The 16330-nt window shown below is 38.3% G+C and carries 13 protein-coding genes; 4 read left to right on the top strand and 9 right to left on the bottom strand.

Annotated elements, in window-relative coordinates; all coding sequences use genetic code 11:
- Genes INP94_RS06770 through INP94_RS06780 form a run of 3 tightly spaced genes read left to right on the top strand, consistent with a single transcriptional unit; the run spans window position 1 to window position 4847 of the window.
- Window positions 1–2790 (top strand): DNA translocase FtsK, encoded by a 2790-nt coding sequence (locus tag INP94_RS06770; protein WP_197543094.1) that lies wholly within the window; start codon window positions 1–3, stop codon window positions 2788–2790.
- Window positions 2791–2826: 36 nt separating this feature from the next.
- Window positions 2827–3453 carry an outer membrane lipoprotein periplasmic chaperone LolA gene (gene lolA / locus INP94_RS06775; RefSeq protein WP_197543095.1) on the top strand — a complete coding sequence of 209 codons (627 nt, stop codon included), beginning with the start codon at window positions 2827–2829 and terminating at the stop codon, window positions 3451–3453.
- A 53-nt stretch (window positions 3454–3506) separates the two neighbouring features.
- The gene (locus tag INP94_RS06780; RefSeq protein WP_197543096.1) at window positions 3507–4847 is read left to right on the top strand and encodes a replication-associated recombination protein A; all 1341 of its coding nucleotides are present in this window, start codon (window positions 3507–3509) and stop codon (window positions 4845–4847) included.
- 71 nt (window positions 4848–4918) lie between these two features.
- Here INP94_RS06780 and INP94_RS06785 read toward each other — a convergent pair whose 3' ends face one another.
- The 4 genes from INP94_RS06785 to potA form a co-directional block, all read right to left on the bottom strand.
- Entirely contained in the window at window positions 4919–6001 is a 1083-nt protein-coding gene (locus INP94_RS06785; RefSeq protein ID WP_005698550.1) for an extracellular solute-binding protein, read from the bottom strand.
- Between the two features lie 133 nt (window positions 6002–6134).
- Complete coding sequence (potC, locus tag INP94_RS06790; RefSeq protein ID WP_049365949.1) at window positions 6135–6905, bottom strand: spermidine/putrescine ABC transporter permease PotC; 771 nt, start codon at window positions 6903–6905, stop codon at window positions 6135–6137.
- A complete protein-coding gene (gene potB, locus INP94_RS06795; protein ID WP_193451136.1) occupies window positions 6905–7765 on the bottom strand; it encodes a spermidine/putrescine ABC transporter permease PotB in 861 nt (286 codons plus the stop codon). Before potB ends, potC begins: the two co-directional genes overlap by 1 nt.
- A complete protein-coding gene (gene potA, locus INP94_RS06800; RefSeq protein WP_005698520.1) occupies window positions 7749–8867 on the bottom strand; it encodes a spermidine/putrescine ABC transporter ATP-binding protein PotA in 1119 nt (372 codons plus the stop codon). Before potA ends, potB begins: the two co-directional genes overlap by 17 nt.
- A 277-nt stretch (window positions 8868–9144) precedes the next feature.
- On the opposite strand from potA, the gene pepT reads away from it, so the two are divergent.
- Window positions 9145–10380 carry a peptidase T gene (gene pepT, locus INP94_RS06805; protein ID WP_197543097.1) on the top strand — a complete coding sequence of 412 codons (1236 nt, stop codon included), beginning with the start codon at window positions 9145–9147 and terminating at the stop codon, window positions 10378–10380.
- A 167-nt stretch (window positions 10381–10547) separates the two neighbouring features.
- Here the strand turns inward: pepT and INP94_RS06810 are convergent, their stop codons facing one another.
- The 5 genes from INP94_RS06810 to proQ all read right to left on the bottom strand — a co-directional run bounded on the left by INP94_RS06810 (window position 10548) and on the right by proQ (window position 16174).
- The gene (locus INP94_RS06810; protein ID WP_197543098.1) at window positions 10548–11177 is read right to left on the bottom strand and encodes an MBL fold metallo-hydrolase; all 630 of its coding nucleotides are present in this window, start codon (window positions 11175–11177) and stop codon (window positions 10548–10550) included.
- A gap of 64 nt (window positions 11178–11241) precedes the next feature.
- Window positions 11242–11802: a peptidoglycan L,D-endopeptidase MepK gene (mepK, locus tag INP94_RS06815; RefSeq protein ID WP_178164271.1), complete on the bottom strand. Its 561-nt coding sequence runs from the start codon at window positions 11800–11802 to the stop codon at window positions 11242–11244.
- A gap of 75 nt (window positions 11803–11877) precedes the next feature.
- On the bottom strand, window positions 11878–13347 hold the full coding sequence (locus INP94_RS06820; RefSeq protein ID WP_197544275.1) for a L,D-transpeptidase family protein: 1470 nt from the start codon (window positions 13345–13347) through the stop codon (window positions 11878–11880).
- A gap of 81 nt (window positions 13348–13428) precedes the next feature.
- A complete protein-coding gene (prc, locus tag INP94_RS06825; RefSeq protein ID WP_005698539.1) occupies window positions 13429–15498 on the bottom strand; it encodes a carboxy terminal-processing peptidase in 2070 nt (689 codons plus the stop codon).
- A 28-nt stretch (window positions 15499–15526) separates the two neighbouring features.
- Window positions 15527–16174, bottom strand: coding sequence for an RNA chaperone ProQ (gene proQ / locus INP94_RS06830; RefSeq protein ID WP_197543099.1), 648 nt, complete (start codon window positions 16172–16174; stop codon window positions 15527–15529).
- Window positions 16175–16330: the final 156 nt, after the last annotated feature.

The following is a 16330-nucleotide window of genomic DNA, read 5'->3' on the forward strand; positions in this document are numbered from 1 at the left end:
ATGATTAAGCGAATTACAAAACGATTTACACCGAAACAATATTTAGCAGAATTATTACTCGGATTGACCGCACTTTTAGGTTTATATTTAATCGTGGCATGGTCAAGCTATACGCCATTAGATAACTCTTGGTCTACAGCAAGTTTTCAAACTGAAACCATCAATAAAGCCGGTGCTTTTGGTGCTTGGTTAATTGATGCGTTTTTTGTTTTTCTCGGCTATGTCGGTCATCTCATTCCGTTTGTCATTTTCATCGTACCGATTTATTTATTGAAAACCAAAGCGGTTCATTCTCTCTCTGTAACCCGTATTGCATTACGTTCCTTTGGTTTTATTGCTCTCATCGTTGGCTTAAGCATGATGGCAACCTTGTTGCTTTCAAATACGAACTACTATTTAGCAGGTGGTGTGTTTGGAGGTAGCTTAGTGGTGAATTTATATCCTACACTTGGTAAGTTTGGTTGTATTTTAGTTGGTTTTATCTGTGCAGTTGTAGGCTTTATTTTCTGTTCCGGAGCGTCATTAATTCGTTTAATTGTAAAATTCTATCATTGGCTCACCATGAAAAATCAGCCGGCAGAAGAAGAGCAAACAGAGCATACTTCTGTAGATGATCTTGAACAAATTGTGATTGAAACACCTCAACAACTCGCTTTCTCAGATTCTCAATTGGAAAGCGAACCAGCGGAAGATAAAAAAGAGGAGGTATCTGAGAATACCTTTGTTAAGCCTGAACAGCTGATAAATATCAGCGGACTATCCTCACCGAGTGTCTCAGAGCCTGCAGATGTTGAAAAATTAGAAGATAAGTTTAAAGGTTTCACGGTTGAATCTGATAATTTACCTAATGTCTCTATTAGTACCGCTTCTGCCGTTGAATTGCCAACAAAAGAAGATTTTTCAGCAACATGGAAAAATCCGCAAGTGAATCATCAAAGTGTGGATGAATCAGATGACATTTTTGAAGAAAATGTGATGCCAAAAGTGTCACTTAAAACACCTGAAAATATGACCGCACTTTATCCAACTTATGATGAATCTTTAGAATCAGAAAATGATGGTTTAGAAGATGAATTAGCGCGTCAGTTTGCTGCGCAAGAGCAAGCTCGTATGCAAGAAATGGAAGTGCGAGCAAAAGCCTCAAATGCTGAAGATGCATTAAAAGTGATCTTGAATGAGCCGACAGCTTCGCCGGTTAAAGAGCGTGAAATTCATATTGAGAATGCAACTGAAACAACCTATAAGCCGTATTCTGATACGCTTATTCATCCCGCATTCCAACAACCAACGAATAAACGTGAAAAACCAACGACACCATTACCAAGTTTAGATTTACTTGAGCATCGCCCAACGCAGGCTCAAGACATTACGCGTGAAGAAATTTTAGACACATCCGCACGCATAGAACAACAATTAAAGAATTTTAATGTCAAAGCAACGGTACAAGATGTGTTAGTTGGCCCAGTAGTGACTCGTTATGAGCTTGAATTACAACCGGGTGTAAAAGCATCCAAAGTAACCAGTATTGATACCGATTTAGCACGTGCGTTGATGTTCCGTGCGATCCGTGTGGCGGAAGTGATTCCAGGCAAACCTTATATTGGTATTGAAACGCCAAATGCACACCGTCAAATAGTGCCATTGCGTGATGTGCTCGATAGTAATGAATTCCGTTCCTCAACATCATTGCTTTCAATGGCTTTGGGGAAAGATATCAGCGGAAAACCTGTTGTAGTTGATTTGGCTAAAATGCCTCACTTACTTGTTGCGGGTTCAACAGGCTCTGGTAAATCTGTTGGTGTGAATACCATGATTTTAAGTTTGCTTTTCCGTGTGACACCGGATGAAGTGAAATTTATTATGATTGACCCGAAAGTGGTTGAGCTTTCTATTTATAACGATATCCCGCACTTGCTTACCCCAGTAGTGACGGATATGAAAAAAGCGGCGAATGCACTACGTTGGTGTGTAGATGAAATGGAACGTCGTTATCAATTATTATCAGCCTTACGTGTGCGTAACATTGAAGGGTATAACGAAAAAATTGAAGAATATGAAAAACTCAATATGCCAATTCCAAACCCAATTTGGAAACCTGGTGATACAATGGATAAGATGCCGCCTCCATTAGAAAAATTGAGTTATATTGTTGTGATCGTTGATGAGTTTGCGGACTTAATGATGGTTGCAGGTAAACAAATTGAAGAGTTAATCGCTCGCTTAGCACAAAAAGCCCGTGCGATTGGTATTCACCTGATTTTAGCCACACAACGCCCATCAGTAGATGTGATTACCGGTTTGATTAAGGCAAATATTCCAAGCCGTATTGCCTTTACTGTGGCAAGTAAAATTGACTCTAGAACGATTCTGGATCAAGGCGGAGCAGAAGCCTTATTGGGCCGTGGGGACATGTTATATTCTGGTCAAGGTTCTTCGGATCTTGTTCGGGTACATGGTGCCTTTATGAGTGATGATGAGGTGGCGCGTGTAGCAGATGATTGGCGTGCACGTGGTAAACCAAATTATATTGATGGCATTTTAGATGGCGCGGATGATGAAGACTCAGGTGAGAAATCAACGACAAGCAGTGGCGATCTTGATGCATTATTTGATGACGTCGTCGAGTTTGTCTTAAGCACAGGCAATACATCGACTTCTTATGTTCAACGTAAATTCAGTGTTGGGTTTAACCGAGCAGCTCGGATTATGGATCAGCTTGAAGAACAAGGTATTTTGGGTCCAATGAAAAATGGAAAACGAGAAATTTTAGCTCGACGTTCCGAATATTAATTCTCTTAAGTTTCACTTTACAAAAAGGAAAGTAGAATGAAAAAAACATTATTAAAAATGACCGCACTTACAGCACTTTTAAGCGCAAGTAGTTTTGCTTTTGCCGATGCGGCAGATGAGCTGCAAAATCGCTTAAATCAAGTGACAGTATTGAGTGCTGATTTCTCTCAAACCGTGACTTCTGTTGGTGGCAAAAACGTTCAACAAGGAAGTGGAAAACTTCAAATTAAACGACCAAATCTTTTCCGTATGGATACCAAATCACCACAAGAAACACAAATTATTGCAGATGGTAACACCCTTTGGTATTACGATCCATTCGTGCAACAAGTTACCGCTCAATGGGTGAAGGATGCTGTCAATAATACACCTTTCGTACTTTTAACCAGTAACGATAAAAGCCACTGGAATCAATATTCAGTGACACAGAATGCGGATACCTTTGTGTTAAAACCAAAGGCGAAAAATAGCAATATTAAACAATTTGATATTCGTGTCGATGCAAATGGTGTGTTAAAAAATTTCAGCACTACAGAAAAAGATGGTCAAACCAATCTTTATGTGTTGCGCAACATTACAAACCAAATCTTAGCTGATAGCTTATTCCAATTTAGCGTACCGAAAGGTGTAGAATTGGATGACCAACGTAAAGGTAAAAAATAATCCATAAGGTGTGAATGATAATCTTCACACCTTTTGCTTATTAAGGAAAGAATATGTCTAATCTTAATTTTGATTTTGCTGAAAATGACTTTCGCCCTTTAGCTGCCCGTATGCGACCAACTAATTTGGAGCAATATTATGGGCAGACACATTTAATTGGGGAAGGAAAGCCGCTTCGTAAAGCAATTCAAGCTGGGCATGTTCATTCTATGATTCTGTGGGGACCGCCAGGTACAGGTAAAACAACACTGGCGGAAATTATTGCGCATCGTATCAATGCAGAAGTTGAACGGATTTCCGCGGTGACAAGTGGCGTAAAAGAAATTCGAGAATCAATTGAGCGTGCGAAACAAAATCGACTTGCAGATCGCCAAACGATTTTATTTGTGGATGAAGTGCATCGCTTTAACAAAAGCCAACAAGATGCGTTTTTACCCCATATAGAAGATGGGACGATTATTTTTATTGGTGCCACAACGGAAAATCCTTCCTTTGAATTAAATAATGCCTTACTTTCTCGTGCGAGAGTTTATCTTCTTAAGTCATTGACAGTTGCTGAAATCGAACAAGTTCTGCAACAAGCCATTTCTGATCCTGAACGAGGATTAGGTAAAGAGCGGTTAGTTTTAGAAGAGAATTTGCTACAGGTGTTAGCCGAATATGTGAATGGTGATGCGCGCCTGGCTTTAAATTGCCTTGAACTGATGGTGGACATGGCTTCTGAAACAGAAAACGGTAAAAAATTAGACCGCACTTTGTTGAAAGAAGTATTGGGTGAACGACAAGCGCGTTTTGATAAACAAGGCGATCGTTTTTATGATTTGATTTCTGCTTTACATAAATCCATTCGTGGCTCAGCAGCCGATGCTGCACTTTATTGGTATGCACGAATTATCACTGCTGGTGGGGATCCTCTTTATGTTGCAAGACGTTTATTAGCGATAGCCTCAGAAGATGTAGGCAATGCTGATCCTCGCGCAATGCAAGTAGCTCTCGCAGCTTGGGATTGTTTTACGAGAGTGGGGGCTTATGAAGGAGAGCGAGCCATTGCGCAAGCCATTATTTATTTAGCTGTAGCACCGAAGAGTAATGCGGTTTACAACGCATTTAATGCAGCCAAACAGCATGCAAAAGCGTTTCCTGATTTTGATGTGCCACCTCATTTACGTAATGCACCAACGGCTTTAATGAAAGAATTAGGCTATGGTGCTGAATATCGCTATGCACATGATGAGCCAAATGCTTATGCCGCAGGGGAAAATTACTTCCCACCGGAACTGAAAGATACCCAGTATTATTTCCCAACTAATCGAGGTATGGAAATTCAAATTAAAGAAAAGCTTGAGCGTTTACATGAACAAGATAAAAACTCCGTAAAGAAACGCTATAAATAGTTTTTCTACACATTAAATGTAAAAAAGAGCGGTCAATTTGACCGCTCTTTTGATTATTACTTAAAAGCGCATTATTTTGCTGCTTTTAACTCTTGGTAATACTGTTCATAATATTGAATCGCATCACCTACATCATCTTGCCAGTAGCTTTTTTGAAGGATTTCTGCTGGTGGATAGATAGATGGATCTTCAGTGATTTCTTTTGGAAGTACTTTTTTCGCTTCTAGGTTAGCAGTTGGGTAACCAATCGCTAAAGTCAATTTTTCCGCTGCTTTTGCACCTAATAAGTAGTTAATTAACTTGTGTGCACCATCTGGGTTTTTAGAAGTTTTAGGAATCGCTAAAGTATCAACCCAAAGAACAGGGCCTTCTTTTGGGAACACCATATTTAATGGCGCTTGTTCTTTTTTCGCGATACGTACAGAACCATTCCATAACTGACCTAATTCTACTTCACCAGAGATGAAAGAGTTTGCCGGGTTATCAGAATTGAAAGAAAGTACGTTTGGACGTAATTTCAATAACTCTTCATAAGCTTGCTTGATAATTGCTGGATCTTTGGTGTTTGGATCTTGACCAATTTTTAATAACGCAATGTTGAATACTTCACGTGCATCATCCAATAATTGGATTTTATTTGCATATTCAGGTTTCCAGAAATCGCCCCAAGAAGTGAAGTCAGAACCTTTATAGGTATTGGTATTAAATGCAATACCTGGCGCACCTAACAACTGAGGAAGTGAGTATTTATTGCCTTTGTCATAAGGTTTATTGAGCCAATCAGGGTCTAATTCTTTGATAACAGGTAATTTACTGTGATCTAATTCTTGTAGCATACCTTCGCGTGCCATTTTAGATACGAAGTAGTTAGATGGTGCAATAACATCATAACCGCCTGCATCACCTTGAGTTTTCATTTTGGCATACATCGTCTCATTAGATTCAAGACTTGCTACGATAACTTTGATACCAGTTTCTTTTGTGAAGTCATCTAACAGACCATCTGGTACATATTCAGTCCAAGTATATAAGTACACAGTATCATTTGCTGGAGCCTGTGCTTTTGTTGCATCAGATTTGGCTTCTTTGTCGTTACAAGCAGTTAATGTAGCGGCAACTAAACCGGCAGTAAGCAAACCTGCAAATTTTTTCATTTTTCTTTGTTCTCCGTAAAAGAGGGGTAAAAAACCACCTGCATTTATGCAGGTATAAAAAAACGCCTTGATTGTGCGTCAAGGCGTATTTTATTTGATCTTAAAGATTTGTGAAACCTTTTTATATCAATGTTTAATGATTATTTTTGCGTGTAATTAATTGACTTAAAATGACTAATCCTAATGAAAGCACGATCATAATCGTTGCTAATGCGTTCACTTCTGGGGTTACCCCTGTTTTTACAAGAGAGAAGATACGCAATGGTAGGATTTCATAGCTTACACCACTTACGAAAGAGGATACAACAACATCATCTAATGAAATAGTAAAGCTTAATAACCAACCAGATACCACTGCAGGTAAAGCAAGTGGTAGGATAATTTTACGCAAAATAGTGACTTCGCTCGCACCTAAATCTTTCGCCGCTTCAAGCATTCTGGCGTCAAAGCCATTTAAGCGAGAGAAAATCGTTACGGTAACATAAGGTAAACAGAACGTTACGTGTGCTAATAATAATGACCAGAAACCTAACGAAATCCCTACAACCATGAATAAGGCAAGTAGAGACACCGCCATAACGATATCAGGTGACATCATAACGATAAATAACATACCGCTTACTGCTTGTTTACCACGGAAACGATAGCGATAAAGTGCAATCGCGGTTAAACCACCCACAATAGTTGCTAAGGTTGCTGCAAAGAAAGCAATAGTGACAGAGTGGAACGCCGCTTGGATTAAGGTATCATTATTAAATAAACGTTCATACCAGTTCCAACTAAAGCCTTTCCAACTTAAACCATAACGGTCTTCGTTAAAGGAGTTAGTCACCAAGATAATAATTGGGATATACAAATAAGCGTATACCACAAACATAAAAATATTACGTAGTAAACGACTCATTATTCTAACTCCACTTTCTTATTCAATAATTTATTTGCACGATAGTAAATGAAAATCAATAATGCCATTAAGATGGTTAAGCCGATACTGATTGCTGAACCAAATGGCCAGTTACGAGAAATTAAGAATTCACTCTTAATCACGTTACCAACTAATAATACTTTCGCACCACCAAGTAAGTCAGCTACGTAGAACATCCCCATTGCAGGTAGTAATACTAATAAACAACCCGCTACGATACCTGGCATGGTTAATGGCAAAATGACACGGAAGAAACGTTGAACCGCATTCGCGCCTAAATCTCTCGCCGCTTCTAATAAACGTCCGTCTAATTTTTCAATAGCAGAGTAGAGCGGTAGAATCATAAATGGTAAAAGGAGATACACTAAACCAATGATTACAGCTACTTCGGTATTTAAAATACGAATAGGCTCACTCAAAATGCCCATATCCATTAACATGGTATTTAACACACCTTTCACACCAAGGAAGACTTTCATTCCATAGATACGAATCAGTGAGTTTGTCCAGAATGGCAATACCACGAGGAATAACAAAAATGGACGATATTTCGGATTAATTTTGCTGACCATAAAGGCAAACGGATAGCCAATGAGTAAACAAATAATCGTTGCTATGCCTGACATATACAATGAATTCCACACAACCTGTGCATAAAGCGGATTAAACAGGTTAGTGTAGTTATCTAAAGTAAATGGCAAAGCATAAAAGTCACTACCATCTCGGGTTAAAAAACTTACGGTTAAAACCAATAAGTTTGGAATTAGCACAAAGAAGATTAACCAACTGAAGATAATTGCAACAGTAATTTTCTGGAATTTATTATTGATTATCTTCATCGTTGAGTACAACCTCCCAACCTTCATGCCATGTAATACCTACACGTTGACCAACACTGTGATCCATATGTGGGTCATCTTCGTTAAAGAATTCGCTCACTAATACGCGTTTGCCGTTGTGATCAAATTCGACCGTAGACTCAAGTGTCATCCCTTTATAGGTACGATCCACAATGCGACCAATAATTGCATTTGAGTGCTCATTTTCATCAAGCTCTTCAATCACAATATCTTCTGGACGTAATAATACTTGTAGTTTTTGACCTTTTTCAGCAGAAATACTGGTGTGAATATCACATACACGACCCTCTACATTAGCAAGTAGCTCATCGTCAGATTTACGTTCAATCACAGTTGCATCAAATACGTTGATTTCACCAATGAAGCGAGCGACGAATAGGTTGGCTGGATCTTCATAGATTTCACGTGGTGAACCATCTTGTGCAATTTTACCTTTACGTAACAAGACGATACGGTCAGACATGGTGATCGCTTCTTCTTGATCGTGAGTAACGAAAATAAAGGTAATGCCAAGCTGACGCTGTAATTGTTTAAGTTCATTTTGCATTTGTTTACGCAATTTATAATCCAGCGCAGATAAAGATTCATCAAGTAGCAACACTTTTGGCTTATTCACAACAGCACGAGCAATCGCGATACGTTGTTGCTGACCACCAGAAAGTTGAGCAGGTTTACGGTCGGCCATTTCTTCTAATTGCACCATACGCAATGCATCCAGAACACGAGGTTTAATCTCGCTTTCTGCCACTTTTTGCATACGCAAACCAAAAGCCACGTTATCAAAAATAGTCATATGCGGGAATAATGCATAACTTTGGAATACGGTATTAATGTGGCGTTTTTCCGCCGGAACATTAGTAATGTCCTCACCGTCCAAAATAATATGACCTTCATCTAATTCTTCTAAACCTGCTAATAAACGCAAAACTGTAGTTTTACCACAGCCTGAAGGGCCAAGAATTGTGACGAATTCACCGTTATTAATGGTTAGATTGAAATCATTAATGATTGTGTTGGAACCATAGGATTTTTTGATAGAACGAAGCTCAATAATAGGCTTGTTTTGAACCAGATTTTCCACTAGCTTTGGTTTTCTCCCTAATTTCACCAATTTGATTGGTACTGAGTAGAAATAAACCTGCAAAAAATGATGCAGGGGCGACATAAAATTGAACAGATATGATATAGCGAATTGTTAATGATGAAAAGGATTTAATCGTGTTTTTAGGAAAAAATTTATCGAAAATTTGACCGCACTTTTTCAGAAAATCTTATAACTCTCTACTTTCTTGTTATATATCAAGAACTGTAACGAATTTTGGGATTAGACTAGTGCCGATATAAAGGAGAATTTTAAAATGGAAGAACATAATAACAATGAATTATTACAGCGATTTTTAACTTATGTCGCGTTTGATACGCAATCTAAATCATCTGCAAAACATTCGCCAAGTTCAGCAGGGCAAATGAAGTTGGCTTTGCATTTACAGAAAGAATTGGTTGAGCTAGGTTTACAAGATGTCAATGTGACTAAGCATGCCGTCGTGACGGCTTATTTACCCTCCAATCATCCCGAGTTAACACAAACCATAGGTTTTATTTCCCACCTAGATACCTCCCCACAATGCAGCGGTAAAAATGTTCAACCTGAAGTGATCGAAAATTATCGGGGAGGAGATATTGCGTTAGGTTTAGGGGAAGAGTTTATTAGTCCCGTGTATTATCCATTTTTACATCAGCTTATTGGCAAAACCTTGATTGTAACTGATGGAACCACTTTACTTGGTGCAGATAATAAGGCCGGAATCGCAGAAATTATGACCACACTTTCTGTCTTGCAACGAGAAAATATACCACATTGCAATATTCGGGTTGCATTTACGCCTGATGAAGAAATTGGCTTAGGAATGCATTATTTTCCATTGGAGGATTTTCCTTGTGATTGGGCATATACCATTGATGGTGGAGAAGTGGGTGAGTTAGAGTATGAGAACTTTAATGCCGCGACCGCAAAAATCACCTTTAAAGGACGGGGAATTCATCCTGGTTATGCGAAAAACAAATTAGTGAATGCGCTTACCTTAGCTTGTGAGTTTCAACAAAGCTTTCCAAAAGATGATGTTCCCGAAAAAACATCAGGAAAGGAAGGTTTTTTCCATTTAGATGATTTTAAAGGGGATATTGAGAAAGTTGAATTACATTATCTGATTCGAGATTTTGACCAAGCTAATTTTGAGCAACGCAAGGCGTTTATTTATCAACTGGTGAATAAATTTAATAGAGAGAAAAGCCTAAAAGACCCTGTAGAATGTGTGATTGAAGACAGTTATAAAAATATGTATGACACAGTCAAAAATGTCCCACAGGCGATTAAGCTCGCAGATGCAGCAATGAAAGCTTGTGGTATTACACCAAATCACAAGCCTATACGTGGAGGAACGGATGGCGCATTTTTAGCGGAAAACGGATTAGCTTGCCCAAATATCTTCACTGGCGGCTATAATTTCCATAGCAAACATGAGTTAGTGACCCTTGAAGGGATGGAAAAAGCCGTCGAAGTGGTTATAAAAATAGCAAACTGTAAAGATTTGTAAATTAGTGTAAAGAAAAAGCTTGCATTTGTCAGAATATGTCAATATAATCGTTAGCGTTTTATCGAGATTCCTTTGATAAAGCTAAACTTTAGAGATTTTATTCATAAATTCCTTTTTGGTGCTCCTAAGAAATTAGGAGCTTTTTTTTTTACCCCAAATTCAGATCTTTACTTCAAAAACGGATTGCTTCGTTTTTCTTGTCCAATGGTTGTGTAAGGACCATGTCCCGCAATGACAACCATATCATCATTTAATGTAAATAATTTATTTTTGATTGATGAGATCAATGTGTCGAAATCCCCACGAGGGAAGTCCGTACGACCAATACTGTTTTGGAAAAGGACATCGCCAGTAAAAGCAATATTTTTTTCATGTTCAATAAAACCAATGTGGCCAGGTGTATGACCAGGAAGATGAAGAATTTCAAAGGTAAAGGCTCCAATTTGAATTTTTTCGCCTTCTTGATTAAACCAGCGATCAGGTGTAAATGCAGAAATATAAGGTAATCCAAACTGCTGAGATTGCTGTGGTAGACTTTCAAAAAGGAAACCATCTTCTTCCTGTGAGCCCCAGATTTCAATATTAAAATGATCGCGAATCGCTTCAGCAGCACCAACATGATCAAGATGACCATGCGTTAATAAGACTGCTTTTAGGTTTAATTCTAATTCCTCAATGCGTTGAATAAGCTTTTCCGCATTACCACCAGGATCGATAATTGCCGCATTTTTTTCATCATCCCAAATAAGAGAGCAATTTTGCTGAAAGGCTGTAACTGGAATAATTTCAATATTCATCTTTTTTCCTTATCGTTGATAACAAAAAACCGCACTAAAGTGCGGTCTAAAATTAAACTGTTTTTTATGCACCACGCCATGTTCTTACAGGGCCAGTATCCACGTGAATAAAATTACTATACGGATAATATCCTACACCACCGCTATCAAGATTTTCGGCTGCTTGGCGTAATTTTGCTAAAGGTACACCAGGGATTTTAAAATCAATCGCTTGGCCTTTAATGTGATAGCTGTTGCTTGCTACATCACGACTTTGTCTACGACGCATGGCATTTGTCGCGGCACTACGATAGCCACAAATCACATCAATTTGTGCAGTACGTAAACCTAAATCACTTTGTAAATGATAAAACTTCATGAAGAGATTTGGATCCATTCGGCGTACTTGGTCTGTACGGCGATCTCTCATGAAATAATCAAGTTTTCCAAGTAGTGAGCGATTAAATCCAGTCGTTGCAGAGAACTCACCGCTTAATCGTTCATTGGTGTTGACATTATAGAAGCTGAGAATGCGAGGTTTAGGAGTAGAGACCATCGCCAACACCGTAGTCGGCATCATACTTGCGCCCAAAACGATGCCGCCTAATGAAAGCCATTTACGACGATTTTTGTCAATGTTACCCATTTTTTTAGTCTCTTTTATTACCCATCTCTCACCCTAGACAATTTTTTCTTTAAAAAGTTCTAGCGTGAATATTGTTTAAAGATATTTTTTTACAACAGCCCAGTCAATGCCATTAAAAGTTGCGGCATCGTCGTATTTATAAATATCTGGTAAAACTTGTGTTTGGCCGTTTTCAACCCATGCAGTTACATAATACAAGAATACGGGATCATTTGTACGAATACTCGCAGACGTCGTTTTCTTACTTTCTAAAACACTGCGTTTTTTATCTTCTGACCAGCCCGCTTCTTGTAACAGAATAGAGGCAAGTTGATCGGATTTTTCTACACGCACACAACCTGAGCTTAATGCACGGTCTTTTTTGCTGAATAAGCTATGATTTGGCGTATCGTGAAGATAAATCGCATCAGAGCTTGGCATATTAAATTTATAGTTACCTAATGCACTGTCGCCAGCAGCTTGACGGATACGGTACGGGAATTTATTTCCAATACTACTCCAATTAATCGAGTAAGGATCGATAGTGTTACCTTTGCTATCTAAAATAGAGTAGTTGTGTGCAGCCGCGTAACCTGGGTCACGTTTTAATTTCGGTAAAATATCTTCGTTAATTAAGCGTGTTGGAGCATTCCAAGGTGGATTAACAACCACATTGCTCAAACGGCTGTACATTACCGGTGTACGACGTTCATTTTTCCCCACGATAACGCGTGATTCTAAAATTGCTTTACCATCACGATAATATTTCAATTGATAGCTTGGAATATTAACAAAGATTCCATTTTCAAAATCAGGAATGACGCGTAAACGTTGTGCATTAAGGGCAAGTTTTTTACCCATTGCAGAAATACCTGAAGCTGAAATCATTGATGGAAGTGCTTGTACGGTTTCACGGTATAAACGATTATGGTTAGATAATCCGTTTATAAAACCAGAAACGGCATTGTTTTTAACCGCACTTTGCCATTGGTCAATCATTTCTTGATTTGGTAATTCTGGTTTGTAAGCATTCGTTCCGTATAACCAACGTTGAGCTTGTTGATTTACGTTCTTGCTGTAATACAAGTAATCAAGAAAAGCATCACTCAACAATACATCATAGGTGAGTCCACCCATTTTTTCAGCATTATGTAAATTAACTAACGATTGAGTAGAACGCTTAGAAATGCCAGATGCCACCATGGCTGCATATTCACGTAGGAATTGTTTCTCAGCCGCCTTGTCTTTCCACATTAAGTCATATTTATTATCGGCATATAATTTGGCCAAAATTGGTTTGAACTGCAGATTTTGTTCACCAATTTCATGTGTTAGTGACATCTCTAGCATGGCTTGCTTTTCAGCGGCAAGACGAGCTTGATCTTCTTTGATTTCTGCTTCAAGTTTTGCTCGCTCTTCAGGACTTAATTTAGACATATCAACGCCTTTATTTTCGGCTTGTTGAGGTTGTCCTACGGTTTTTGCCCATTCAGCTAATGCACAACCTGACGTCATCATTGATAATGATAAGACTAATGCACTTAATTTCATTGTTCCTTTTAACATTGCTGTACCTTTAAAAATATTCATAAAAAATAACCGCACTTCAGTTTTTTTTCATCTGCTAAAGTGCGGTCAAAATAATCATTATTTTGTTGCTTTTGCCGCTTCTTGTTTTATTTCAGCATCTACTTTTTGTTGATTCGCATTAAGTTTAACTAAATCAGCTGCCATTTTTTCCGCTTCTTTTAAGAAGAAATCAGGTGCTTCATAGTCTTTTGGCAAATCATCAATGTCTTTTAATGCTTTTTTACCTTCACGTTTAAAACGATCATTGAGATCTTTTAAACGTCTCGCATCATCTTTATCATTTTCCGCTTTGCGCTCTTGGAAATTCAATGATAAGAATTTGCGCTCACGACGTTCATCACGGATTTTAAGATCTTCATTTAAAGCAATAAATTCAGGATCTTTTGCAATACGCTCAAGATGTTTTTCATTTAATGCTTCAACATCTTTACGTGCTTTATTGGTTTCAGAATAAGTCGCCGGTGGAATTTTATCCCAAGGTAAGGCGTTATCTTCTTTTTCTTCACCAATTTCTTTGGCATCAATAATTTCAGGGAAATTAATATCTGCAGCAACACCTTTTAATTGGGTTGAACCACCATTAATTCGATAGAATTTTTGGATAGTATATTGCAACACACCAAGTGGTGTTTGGTCTAAATCGTAAACAAAGTTTAATGAACGACTTTGTTGTACGGTACCTTTACCAAAGGTGTTTTGCCCAATAATGATACCACGATTGTAATCTTGCATTGCCGCAGCAAAAATTTCAGAGGCTGATGCACTGAAACGATTAATCATTACCAACAATGGCCCTTTATATTGCTGAGCATTGTCATCATCTTCGTGTACACGAATACGTTGATATGCATCTCGTACTTGTACCACAGGACCATCAGTGATGAATAAACCGCTTAATGCCACGGCTTCTGTTAATGCACCGCCGCCATTCTCACGAAGATCCACAATTAAAGCGCCAATTTTTTTCTTCTCAGCATCTACTAATAATTTTTTCACATCATCAGTTAAGCCAATATAGAAACTTGGAATTTTAATGACACCAACGGTTTCACCCTCTACCTTAGAAACAGTGAGTTTTGCAGCTTGGTCTTCAATACGGACTTTATCGCGAACTAAGGTAACAATACGGCTTTTTCCACCTTTTGCAGGTTCAATTTCAAGACGAACTTTTGTTCCTTTTTTACCTTTGATTTTGTCAACGATATCTTCTAAACGCCAGCCGATAATATCTTCGATTTCGCCTTTTTCTTGGCCCACACCAATGATTTTATCACCTGCTTGTAATTTTTTACTGCGTTCAGCTGGTGCGCCAGGCACTAAAGACTTAATGCTGGTTTCGTCATCTTCAGATTGTAATGTTGCACCAATCCCTTCTAAAGAAAGGTTCATGCTTTCATTAAAGCTTTTTGCAGTACGTGGCGCAAGGTAGCTTGTATGTGGGTCAATTTCTCGAGCAAAAGCATTAATATAAATTTGAACAATATCATCTGCTTTGGTTTGAGTTAATCGACGAATCGCTAAATTGTAACGTTTAGTGAGTTTTTCCTTAATTTCAGGCCATTTTTTATCTTTTAATTTCAGGCTGATTACATCATTTTTGACGCGTTCTTCCCAAAGCTTATTCGCTTCTTCTTCCGTTGCTGGGAAAGCGGCTTTTTCACGATCGATCTCAATTTGATCATTACCTTTTAAATCAGGTTCTTTATCCAATAGAGATAGAGCATAAGCATAACGCTCATAACGACGTTTCATCATCAGATCGTAAATAGCAAATGCTGCAGAAAGATCGCCCTCATTAAGTTGGTCATCTAATTTTGAGCCATATTTAGCACGTAAATCATCAATATCTGATTTTAAAAAGGTGTTATGGCTATAATCTAAACTTTTAATATAACGATCAAAAATCTTTTCGGAAAAGGCGTCATCAAGCTGGAATTTACGATAATGTGATTGGGTTAAACGTGTCGTTGCACGCTTAGTTGCTAACTGATTGGCATCAGTTGCCGAAGGAATCGTAATATCACTTTGCTTTAATTTCGGCTGTACAGCAAATGTGTCAGACGAATGAAGAAATAACGCACCTAAAATTGCTGTCGCAATAAGGCTTTTGGTTGTATGTAATTTCATTTAACCTTTCCCGATAAGAAATAAATTATTAGGCAAATAAACGATCTGCGGTGACTGTCATCACTAAACCATTTTCAAGTTCTACGCGTGCGCCATCTTTTTCCACATTTAATACGGTCGCATTTTTCGCTTGTTCAGCCACTTTTACTTTCACTTTGCTCCCTGCAGAAAGTGTGGTGAAATCAACCGCACTTAGTTTTACTTGTGGTGCTTTTGGTTTGCGAGGGGCTTGATTTGAATTTGGTTTACGAGCAGGTCGTTTTTGTTGTGCTTTTTTCGCTGCTAATTCTGCTTTGCGTTTTTCTGCAAATTTAGCTTTTGCTTCTGCTAATTGTTGCGCCGCATGAGAAACGTGTTCTGCGTCTAATACACCAGCAGGGTTGCCGTATAAATCTACACGTTCAGCACCTTCACGGCAGCCGTGTAAATAGCGCCAGTTAGACGTATATTGACGTAAAGCCTGACGTAATTGAGTTTTACTGACACGTTCATCATCTTTTAATGCTTCAGCAAGATCTTGGAAAAGACCAATTTTTAATGGTTTTGCTTCACCTTCTGCAATAAAGCAAAGCGGGAATTTTTCCACAAGATATGCAATAATCGCTTTTGTATCAGTTAATTTTTGAACGCCTTCAGCATTATTTCCCGCTTGGGCTTCAACTTGAGAATCTGTCATTTCTGCGTTTTCCTAGAATAAAAAATAAAAACTCGCACAGTTTACCGCACTTTTATAAGGATTGACAATGGTTGGGCGGAATAATTCCGTTTCTAGTACAGATGTATAACTTCACAAATCCCCTCAATTAAGGCTAAAATAGTCCACTTTTTAAAT

The sequence above is a fragment of the Haemophilus parainfluenzae genome (assembly GCF_014931395.1).
In the GTDB taxonomy this organism is placed as follows: domain Bacteria; phylum Pseudomonadota; class Gammaproteobacteria; order Enterobacterales; family Pasteurellaceae; genus Haemophilus_D.

What these genes read in the sequence shown, in the direction of transcription:
- pepT (WP_197543097.1), top strand. Translation starts at nt 9,145, where the DNA reads ATGGAAGAACATAATAACAATGAATTATTACAGCGATTTTTAACTTAT.
- mepK (WP_178164271.1), bottom strand. Translation starts at nt 11,802, where the DNA reads ATGGGTAACATTGACAAAAATCGTCGTAAATGGCTTTCATTAGGCGGC.
- prc (WP_005698539.1), bottom strand. Translation starts at nt 15,498, where the DNA reads ATGAAATTACATACAACCAAAAGCCTTATTGCGACAGCAATTTTAGGT.
- proQ (WP_197543099.1), bottom strand. Translation starts at nt 16,174, where the DNA reads ATGACAGATTCTCAAGTTGAAGCCCAAGCGGGAAATAATGCTGAAGGC.
- INP94_RS06770 (WP_197543094.1), top strand. Translation starts at nt 1, where the DNA reads ATGATTAAGCGAATTACAAAACGATTTACACCGAAACAATATTTAGCA.
- potC (WP_049365949.1), bottom strand. Translation starts at nt 6,905, where the DNA reads ATGAGTCGTTTACTACGTAATATTTTTATGTTTGTGGTATACGCTTAT.
- INP94_RS06785 (WP_005698550.1), bottom strand. Translation starts at nt 6,001, where the DNA reads ATGAAAAAATTTGCAGGTTTGCTTACTGCCGGTTTAGTTGCCGCTACA.
- INP94_RS06780 (WP_197543096.1), top strand. Translation starts at nt 3,507, where the DNA reads ATGTCTAATCTTAATTTTGATTTTGCTGAAAATGACTTTCGCCCTTTA.
- INP94_RS06820 (WP_197544275.1), bottom strand. Translation starts at nt 13,347, where the DNA reads ATGTTAAAAGGAACAATGAAATTAAGTGCATTAGTCTTATCATTATCA.
- INP94_RS06810 (WP_197543098.1), bottom strand. Translation starts at nt 11,177, where the DNA reads ATGAATATTGAAATTATTCCAGTTACAGCCTTTCAGCAAAATTGCTCT.
- potB (WP_193451136.1), bottom strand. Translation starts at nt 7,765, where the DNA reads ATGAAGATAATCAATAATAAATTCCAGAAAATTACTGTTGCAATTATC.
- lolA (WP_197543095.1), top strand. Translation starts at nt 2,827, where the DNA reads ATGAAAAAAACATTATTAAAAATGACCGCACTTACAGCACTTTTAAGC.